The organism is Treponema sp. UBA753, from assembly GCF_002297325.1.
GTDB lineage: Bacteria > Spirochaetota > Spirochaetia > Treponematales > Treponemataceae > Treponema_D.
Genome location: NZ_DBKJ01000122.1, coordinates 1 through 8,893, shown reverse-complemented (window position 1 = coordinate 8,893; position 8,893 = coordinate 1). Strand labels below are relative to the sequence as shown.

10 protein-coding genes are annotated in these 8,893 nt (G+C 35.8%); 4 read left to right on the top strand and 6 right to left on the bottom strand.

All coding sequences use genetic code 11. The features are described 5' to 3' along the window. The 3 genes from B4C08_RS09810 to B4C08_RS09800 form a co-directional block, all read left to right on the top strand. Window positions 1-666 (top strand): 4Fe-4S dicluster domain-containing protein (locus tag B4C08_RS09810; RefSeq protein ID WP_296664938.1); only part of this gene is annotated, 666 nt, incomplete at its 5' end. A gap of 20 nt (window positions 667-686) precedes the next feature. Next, a complete protein-coding gene (locus B4C08_RS09805) occupies window positions 687-2,330 on the top strand; it encodes an FAD-dependent oxidoreductase (protein WP_296664936.1) in 1,644 nt (547 codons plus the stop codon). A 154-nt stretch (window positions 2,331-2,484) separates the two neighbouring features. Next, on the top strand, window positions 2,485-2,736 hold the full coding sequence (locus B4C08_RS09800; RefSeq protein WP_296664934.1) for a hypothetical protein: 252 nt from the start codon (window positions 2,485-2,487) through the stop codon (window positions 2,734-2,736). 5 nt (window positions 2,737-2,741) lie between these two features. Here the strand turns inward: B4C08_RS09800 and B4C08_RS09795 are convergent, their stop codons facing one another. Then, entirely contained in the window at window positions 2,742-3,884 is a 1,143-nt protein-coding gene (locus B4C08_RS09795; RefSeq protein WP_296664932.1) for a DUF1972 domain-containing protein, read from the bottom strand. Between the two features lie 94 nt (window positions 3,885-3,978). Between B4C08_RS09795 and B4C08_RS09790 the strand changes: the two genes are divergently transcribed. Further along, on the top strand, window positions 3,979-4,272 hold the full coding sequence (locus B4C08_RS09790; protein WP_296029207.1) for a type II toxin-antitoxin system RelB/DinJ family antitoxin: 294 nt from the start codon (window positions 3,979-3,981) through the stop codon (window positions 4,270-4,272). A 37-nt stretch (window positions 4,273-4,309) separates the two neighbouring features. Here the strand turns inward: B4C08_RS09790 and B4C08_RS09785 are convergent, their stop codons facing one another. From B4C08_RS09785 to B4C08_RS09765, 5 genes are all read right to left on the bottom strand, one after another. After that, on the bottom strand, window positions 4,310-5,392 hold the full coding sequence (locus B4C08_RS09785) for a glycosyltransferase family 4 protein (protein ID WP_296664930.1): 1,083 nt from the start codon (window positions 5,390-5,392) through the stop codon (window positions 4,310-4,312). A gap of 1 nt (window position 5,393) precedes the next feature. Continuing rightward, complete coding sequence (locus B4C08_RS09780; protein ID WP_296664929.1) at window positions 5,394-6,179, bottom strand: hypothetical protein; 786 nt, start codon at window positions 6,177-6,179, stop codon at window positions 5,394-5,396. Further along, window positions 6,179-7,165 carry an EpsG family protein gene (locus B4C08_RS09775; RefSeq protein ID WP_296664928.1) on the bottom strand — a complete coding sequence of 329 codons (987 nt, stop codon included), beginning with the start codon at window positions 7,163-7,165 and terminating at the stop codon, window positions 6,179-6,181. Before B4C08_RS09775 ends, B4C08_RS09780 begins: the two co-directional genes overlap by 1 nt. Further along, window positions 7,162-8,253: a glycosyltransferase family 4 protein gene (locus B4C08_RS09770; RefSeq protein WP_296664927.1), complete on the bottom strand. Its 1,092-nt coding sequence runs from the start codon at window positions 8,251-8,253 to the stop codon at window positions 7,162-7,164. The genes B4C08_RS09775 and B4C08_RS09770 overlap by 4 nt, the downstream gene beginning before the upstream one ends. 11 nt (window positions 8,254-8,264) lie before the next feature. Further along, window positions 8,265-8,893 (bottom strand): polysaccharide deacetylase family protein (locus B4C08_RS09765; RefSeq protein ID WP_296664926.1); only part of this gene is annotated, 629 nt, incomplete at its 5' end.

Here is an 8,893-nt window from a genome sequence, read left to right as displayed (position 1 = left end):
ATGGCTACAATATATCTGTTCGGAAAAAAATACGAAGTTCCGGCAGAACTTACAGTAATGAATGCGATGGAATATGCTGGCTATCAGCTAAAAAGAGGCTGCGGATGCCGAAATGGATTCTGCGGTGCGTGTGCGACTATTTACCGCGTAAAAGGCGAAAATCAGCTTAAAACTTGTCTTGCTTGTTCACAAAAAGTTATTGATGGAATGTACATTGCAACCCTTCCGTTCTTCCCGCTTGTAAAACAGGTTTACGACATCAACAAGATTAAGCCGGAGCAGGCTGTCATGATGCAGCTTTACCCTGAAATTTATTCTTGTGTAGGATGCAACGCTTGTACACGTGCCTGTCCGCAGAATCTTCAGACAATGCAGTACATTGCTTATGCTCAGCGCGGTGATTTTGAAAAATGCGCTAATCTTTCTTTTGACTGCATTATGTGCGGTTGCTGTTCTTCTCGCTGTCCGGCAGGAATCAGCCATCCTCAGGTTGCTGAGCTTGCTCGCCGCCTTAACGGAAAATATATCCAGCCGCAGAGCCAGCATCTTCTTGACCGCGTAAAAGAAATCAACGAGGGAAAGTGCGAGGAACTTATTCAGAATTTGATGAAAAAGCCTTTGGCTGAAATCAAAGAGTTGTATAACACACGAGAAATTGAAAAATAACACGCACAGGAGACAAAGATATGTACGGAAATTATCTTGACGATGCAGCTAAAATTGTTGCAGAAAAACGCGAAGAAAACCTTAAATTTGAACACGCACGTCTTACTGCGGAAGAAAAAGACGATTTGCTTTTGAAATTCCATCCGGATAGAATCAAGAGTCAGTTTGAAGAGCTGAAAATCGGTCCTAACAAAGGACAGAAAGCTCCTATTGAATTGGCAAAAATGCTTGAGGCAAAGCCAAGAATTGAACCGGAGCACATTGACTTGAACCACGTTGACTACGAGACAGATGTTCTTGTTATCGGAGGCGGTGGAGCTGGAACTTCAGCGGCAATCATGGCTTCTGAGGCCGGCGCAAAAGTTTTGCTTGTAACAAAACTCCGCGTAGGAGATGCAAACACCATGATGGCAGAGGGTGGAATCCAGGCTGCTGATAAGCCTAACGATTCTCCTGCACAGCATTACCTTGACTGTTTTGGTGGCGGACACTTTGATGGAAAGCCGGAACTTGTTTATACTCTTGTAAACAAAGCTCCTTCTGTAATCAAATGGCTGAACGACCTTGGTGTTGAGTTTGACAAAATGCCAGACGGAACAATGGTTACAACTCATGGAGGCGGAACAAGCCGAAAACGTATGCATGCCTGCAAGGATTATTCTGGGGCTGAAATCATGCGTACACTCCGCGATGAGACTTTTAACCGCAAAGACAACATAACAGTTGTTGATTTTACATCTGCAATCGAACTTATCAAGAATGAGAAAGGCGAAGCTTGCGGTGCAGTTCTTATGAACATGGAAACAAATGAAATCTACATCGCAAAGGCAAAAGTTGTTATTCTTGCAACTGGCGGTGCTGGTCGTATGCATTACCAGGGATTCCCTACTTCTAACCATTACGGTGCGACAGCCGATGGTCTTGTGCTTGCTTACAGAGCCGGAGCAAAGCTTTTGTATCAGGATTCTTTGCAGTATCACCCTACAGGAGCCGCTTACCCAAGCCAGATTCTTGGAAAACTTGTAACAGAGAAAGTACGCTCTCTTGGCGCAAAACTTATCAATAAGAATGGTGAAGTTTATATTCACCCGCTTGAAACACGCGACGTAAACGCTTCTGGAATTATCCGTGAAGTAAAAGAAGGTCGTGGCGTTCACAATGATGTTCAGGACGCTGTTTGGCTTGATACTCCAATGATTGATATGATTCATGGAGAAGGCACAATCTTGAAGTCAATTCCTGCGATGTACAATATGTTCATTAAATACGGAATCGACATCCGCAAGGAGCCGATTTTGGTTTACCCAACGCTTCACTATCAGAACGGCGGTGTTGAAATCGACAAGACTTGCCACACAAACGTAAAGAATTTGCTTGTTGCAGGTGAAGCTTCTGGCGGTGTTCACGGAACAAACCGCTTGATGGGAAATTCTTTGCTTGACGTTGTTGTATTCGGCCGCGAAGCTGGAATTGAAGCTGGAAAAATGTTCAAGAATATCCAGCTTTCCGACACCTCAAAAATGAACCTTGACCATGTAAAGGCGTTTGAAAAAGAACGCGATGCAGCCGGAATCAAAGGCGATGAAGTTTCTCCAAAACTTTTGCCGCGCTACACGCACGGTAACAAGGAATTCGAGAAGGCAATTCCTGGCGCAAGTAAATAACTGAAACAAAACTGCTTTGATTGTTCAGAACCCTTTCTTGCCATTTTTTTGAAGTGGCGGAAAGGGTATTTTTTTTCATTCCAAAGCAACGGAGCAAAACTCTTGAGCGTAAGTATGTATTGACCGCAATCAAAGTTTTTCATAAGATAATAATGTGTTTACCGCAACTAAAATAGAAACAGAAATCCTAAAACTTCTCGGCAAAAAAGACACTCAAAAAAGCGAGCCGATTGAGTTTGAAGAACAGCAAATAATAGAAGAAATCTGCAAAACAAAAGAAAAAGATTCCGCCGTAACGACGCAAATAATACAAAACGCGCTGGAAGGCTGCATTGCAAAAGGCTTTGCATCTCAAGCAAGCGGCGGAAAATTTAAAATCACAGAAGAAGGGAAAAAGCAACTTTAACGCTTTTAATACAACTCGTTGTACTGCCGAGCAATTTTTTCCCAGCTGTAAAGGCGTTTCCCAGCCTCGCCCATTTCGCGCGCGATTTTTTCACGAAGAGATTCCGAATCGAGTTCGGAATGACGAAGTTTTTTCATCAGATTCTGCAAGTCTTCCGGAGTTTTCCAGTAAAGGCATTTTTCTTCGGTTGTGGCGCGGTTATAAACGCAGTCAAACGCAAGAATTAGAAGAGAAAGATTCATCGCCTCAACAAGAGAAGGATTTGTTCCGCCTGCGCTGTGTCCATGAATATAAACATGGGCATTTGAGCGAAGCCAGTTCACGGTGTGCCCCTCATAAATCGGATCAAGCAGGTGGATATTTTTGCATGCGCTGAATTTTTCTTTTAGGCTACGGCCATACTCCGACTTTTCCCAGTTGCCCACAAAAATAAGCGGCTCATCCGGCATTTTAGAGAAAGATTCAAGAATCACATGAACGTTATTTTCAGGCTCAATCCGGCAGACCGTAACCGCATAAGGCTCATGGCAAAACGGATACTTTTCAAACAAAGAATCGTCCTGAACACGCGAGACTTGGTCGCCGCCATACGCAATCAGCTCAACTTTCTTGTTTTTTACGATTTTTGAATATTCAGATTTTATATAATCAGTGATTCCTTTGTTGTCGCCAATCACAATGTCGGAATATTTCACCGCCATTTTTTCGCTGAGCTTTAAAAGCTTTTTAGCGTACCACTTCCATTTGTCGCGCCGCCATTCAAGCCCGTCAATATTCGTTATGATTTTTCCCTTGAAAATCCGCCTTATATATGGAAGAAAAACGCAGCCTGAAACACCAAGAATCAGCATGATGTCAGCCTTAGCCGCAACAGAAAGTTTCATCGACTTAAAATCATAAAAAATGCTGTCCTTGCCGTTCGCATCCATTTCAAGATAAACAAGTTTTGCGCCCTTGTACGATTCCAATCGTTTTTCATATTTCCTGCCCGAGCAGAAAACCGTGTATTCAATATTCGGCGGAGTAAAATCCAGCAAGTTGTCCACAAGAGACTCAAAACCGCCATAGCAGGCAGGAACGCCAACTGTGCCGATAACAGCAACACGAAGTTTATGAGGATTCTTTGACGGAATATTTGGTTCAGGCATAAACTGCTCCTTTTTTATTTTTATTGACAAACATATTACATTCACATATATTCAAATTATAGGTACAATTTTTTATTGTTTTTGGAGGCGAATTATGGCAAGCACATTGGTACAAATTAGAGTAGACGAAGATTTGAAGAACGAGGCGACAAGCATTTTCGAGCAGCTCGGACTTGATTTGCCCACAGCGTTCAGAATTTTTCTTAAAAAATCCGTTGAAGAAAGAGGTATTCCATTCAGCATGAGAGTAAATTCCGAAAATAAAGCTCTTAAACAGGCAAACAATATCCTCAAAATGGCTAACAAGGAAGCAAAAAAGAATAAAATACAAAATCTTACGCTTGACGAAATTAACGCAGAAATCCGTGCATACAGAAAGGAGAAATAAAATTGAAAAAGCATTTTCCATATTACAATATCTAAATCTAATCAATTTCATTTCCTAAACTTTCTAATATAGTTTCTATCCCCGACAAAAATTTTTCTTTACAAAAATCTTCCGCTCTTTTTCTTGCATTCAAAGCAAAATTTTTATAAGTTTCAAAATCAAACATTATTTTTTGTATGCATTCACAAATCTGAATCAAATTATATGAATCAACCAGAAAACCGTTTTTCCCATTCTGAATAATTTCTTTTGGACCGCCATAATTTGGTGCTATTACGGGAGCAAGTGCATCGAAAGATTCTAGGACTGTAAGTCCAAATGTTTCGATAAACTTGTCATATAATGACAAGTTTATCGAAATTGTCGCTTCGCGATAAAATTTTTCAAGAGACTTTTGCTTTCCAATCAAAGTAAGATTTTTTGGTAAACTTGTTTCAGAAAAAAACTTCTGCATTTCAGAATGTTCTGAACTGCAAAGAAGAATAAAATCAAAATCTGCCATAATGCGCGCCAACTCAACAAACTGAAAAACACCTTTATATTTTTTTAATGAAGTAGGCATAAAAATCAATTTCCGTTCAAACTTTCGCTTTAAATATAAATCTACATCTCTTGGAACTTCCGTTTTTTCAACAGGATTATAAACAACAACAGAGTCCTTAAAATCAACATTATCTTTTACATACTTTGAAACACAGATTAATTTTGAAGCACATTTATTCATTACCCATGAATAAAACCTTTTTAAAAATCCAGGATTTATATAAACTTCATGAACATGATAGATGATTTGTTTTCTTCTAATTTTTGCAGCAATTGCAGCACCAAACGGAAGAACAGTATTCATATACAACACATCAAAGTCAGCAAAAAATGTGAAAAAGCAATTCCATGCCTGCGAGAAAGTAAACTGAAAGATACGTAAAAGTTTATTTTCATGCCAACGGTAAAAATTATCGTGATATTTTATATTCGAAATGCCACTCAATGCTCCATCAGTCTTTGACGTTAAGAGAGAAATTTCAAGACTATTATTTTTACATAGCTCATTTAAAAGAATTGCAAGAACTTTTGGAGAACCTGTATAATTATTTAAAAGGTGGGCAAAGAGAATTTTCATATCAAATTTTTCCTAACAGTTTTAAATACAATTGATAAAAATAAACTATTAAAGTTTTTAAAATACTATGATTATTCATAATCAAAGTTCCTTTTAGATAAAGACGTGTATGATTTTTTAGATCTTCTCCAATCAAATGATTTTCTGACAAATCGTGTGCAAGCCTTTCTTCCAAAACATAAAACTTGATATCAATTTTTCTTACATCAGAAAAAAAACATGTATCAATTCCATAAAGTGAAAGATTTTCATTGAATCTAATATTATGTTTTTTTAGAAAATCAATCCGTGCACAAGTTCCGCTCATAATTGCTGTATAAAGTTTATCTTTATGAATTCCAACAGAAAGATTTTTATAATGACATCCTTTGAAAATCCAAAACTTGCCTGGAGAATACAATTTACCTTGTGAATAAATTTGAGGAAGAAAAATATTTATCTCTGGATTTTCTAAAATCGTTTTTTCAAGATATGAATCATAATCAGGTCGCATAATTTTAGAATCCTGATCAAAGATTAAGAAAAAATCAAAATCTGAATATTTATCCAAGCAAGTATTATAGATTTTTGACAATGCTGTATTTTCTGGTGTATGTATATACTCTACATTCTCTGTATGAAGAAAACGCCCTATCTCTGCCCCGCTCGTATCAGATGAGGGTGAATTATCCCAAACAACAAAAAAATTATTTTTATTCTTGCCGAAATAAAACTCTGAAAAAGAATGCAATGTTTGAGAATCCGAATATTTTTGTTTGTATAAAACTACAAGATAAAGTTTTTTCATTATAAAACCGCCCTTAAAACTGTCCGTGTGTAGTATGCTAAAATTAAAACTACGAATGGCATAAGAAATATCTTTTCTTTGAATCTAGAAATAATTTTAGGAATAACAATGAAAAAATAAGGAATAAAAAATTCCGAAAACCTAAACGTAACTACATGAAAGCCCAAATTAAAAAAACAATAAAACATAATTGCAGATAAGGAGCTTAATTGAAAAATCGTAAAATCATAATTTTTATCTGGGAATCCTTTATATAAAAAATAAAAGATTGTATTCATAATCAAAATAAGAAAGTAGCAAATATTAAAAATTGAAAAGCCATCCATATTTTGCAATGCGCCAAGTTTTTCTAAAAAAAATAATTTTGAATATAAATTTGAACCTAAAAAAATAAATAAACTTTGCCCATGCAAAAAATTAGAGAAAAAAACACTTGCAACAAATGTAATCCATAAAAACTGTATATATCTTTTTTGCTTTCTAAAAAAATGACAATAAAAATAAACTGGAAACATAAGAATTGCTGAATAATGAAAACTCATAGCAACTAGGATTCTAAAAACAAATCTTTTGAATTGCCGTCTATTAATTTCTTTTACAGAAAGATAACAAATACCTAAAGCAATAGCAGCTCGAATTTGAGTATACTCATGAAGGAAATAAATTGTAAAAATATAAAACAGTATGGAAATAAAAAAATTATTTGAATATTGAGCATAAAATGAGCCTTTTAAATAAAGTCCAATAAATGCACAAAGGAAATATATAAAAACAAGACTTTTTCCACTTTTATTTATAATTTGATTAAACGATTTTAATAGTGTAAATACAGGTTCTATAGGTGCATTTCCATAAAAAATTTCCAAATAACCTTTATAATCAACGCCTAATCCAAAAACTCTAAAAGCAGAAAATATTGCAAAAAACAAAGCGACTATTCCAAAAAATAAAATGTAGTCAAGATAAAGTTTTTTATAAAATCTCATTTTTCAACAACCTTTTTGAATTTTTCAAAAGCCTTTTCCCAAGTAAACTGTTGCATGAGTTCATTACCTGCTTTTGCAAATTGAATTCTGACATCATCATGTGCCATTAAAAACTCTATATTTTCTGCCAGTTTATCAATGTCAAATACCGGGCTAAGCAAAGCTGTCTTATTTTCTATCGCATAGATTCCAAAGCCACCAATATTTGTGCAGCAAAGCGCACAGCCACAAATAAAAGCTTCTGCTGGAGGAAGAGCCATGCCTTCTGTTCTGCTCGCAGCAACAAAAACAGCAGCAGAATTATACAGTTTTCTAAGCAAGGATTTTTCTGGCTGCTGATAATACTCAAACCATTCAGGCAATTTTTTTGGTTTTTCAGGAACGCCAAAAACAAGGACCTTCAAATCAGGAATATTTGCCTTTGTTTTTTCAAATGCCGCTATCATATCGGAACAGCGCTTAATGTCATTGTTTGAAGCATACATCATCATTCCAATATGAGGATTTCTATTTTCAATAGGATTATCAATTCCAAAAGCATCAAAATCAAAGCCATTTGGAATGAAACTTACATCACTACCAGCAGCTTTTACTTTCTCAACAAGATAAGGAGCTATAGCAATTTTTTTCATATCAAATTTATAAGAATTCGATGTATAAGGTTCTGGAGCATTCCAAGTTTCATAGCCTTGTATATAGTAGATTTTATTATCAGCTGGAATTTTATATTCATTTAAATAATATGAAGTTTCCAAACTTGTGGCACAATAGAAGCGAGTTTTTGGAACATTGTGCTCTTTTAAGGAGAAAACTTTTATTTCATGAATTCTGCTATCTAGGTCAAACCATTTGGCTTTAAAACTATTTCCAGTAAAACCTTCTAAATATCTCTTTATTGTTCCAAGAATATTTCTTAAAGTTATCTTGCGTATAAACGTATGGACAGGATAGACAATATAGACTTCCCAGCCATCAATAACAAGCCGGTTCGCCTGTTCATAAATAACTTTGTATCCTCCGCTTGGACTCTTTCCGCTGCCAGGCATAAAAAATGAAATTGATTTTGCAATTAGATTTTTTTCTTTCATAAATATCTTTCCTATTTTAAAATTGAAAAATCAAAGTTTTCAGTAAGTGCAATACGAGGAATTGCCCAATGGTTATTTTTGCTCTTTACACCACGACCGTAACCTAAGAAAGCACTTACAAATCCTATTTTCTCAGCAATAGCAATTTCTCTTTTTCCAATTTCAAAAGGCGAGCCGAATGGATAAGCAAAAACAGATTTTTTGTAATCGGGGATATGTTTTTCTAATTCCTTCACTCCTTCAATTATTTCCTCTTCAACATCATTTTCTGTTTCCATTGCCCGCAAATTTGCATGATGTGCTGTATGAGCTCCAATTGTCACAAGAGAATTTTTATAAAGTTCAAAAATATTTTCCCAAGACATGCAATACTTCGCATTAAAAATCTGCAATTCAGGAAAATCAGCTCCAAAAAGACTACAGAATTCTGTTATAAATTTATCATGATTCAATAAAAGAATTTTTGAGCGAAGCTGTTCAAATACTAAGCTTTTTGCTTCTAAAGTAGCACAACTATAAACACTTCCATCTGAAAGCCTTAAATAATCTTTTTGCAGAATCATATCTCCAAGAATATGCCACCATAAAAAGCATTTCATATTCGGGAAATCACTTGCCACAAAAATTGTAAATGGCACAT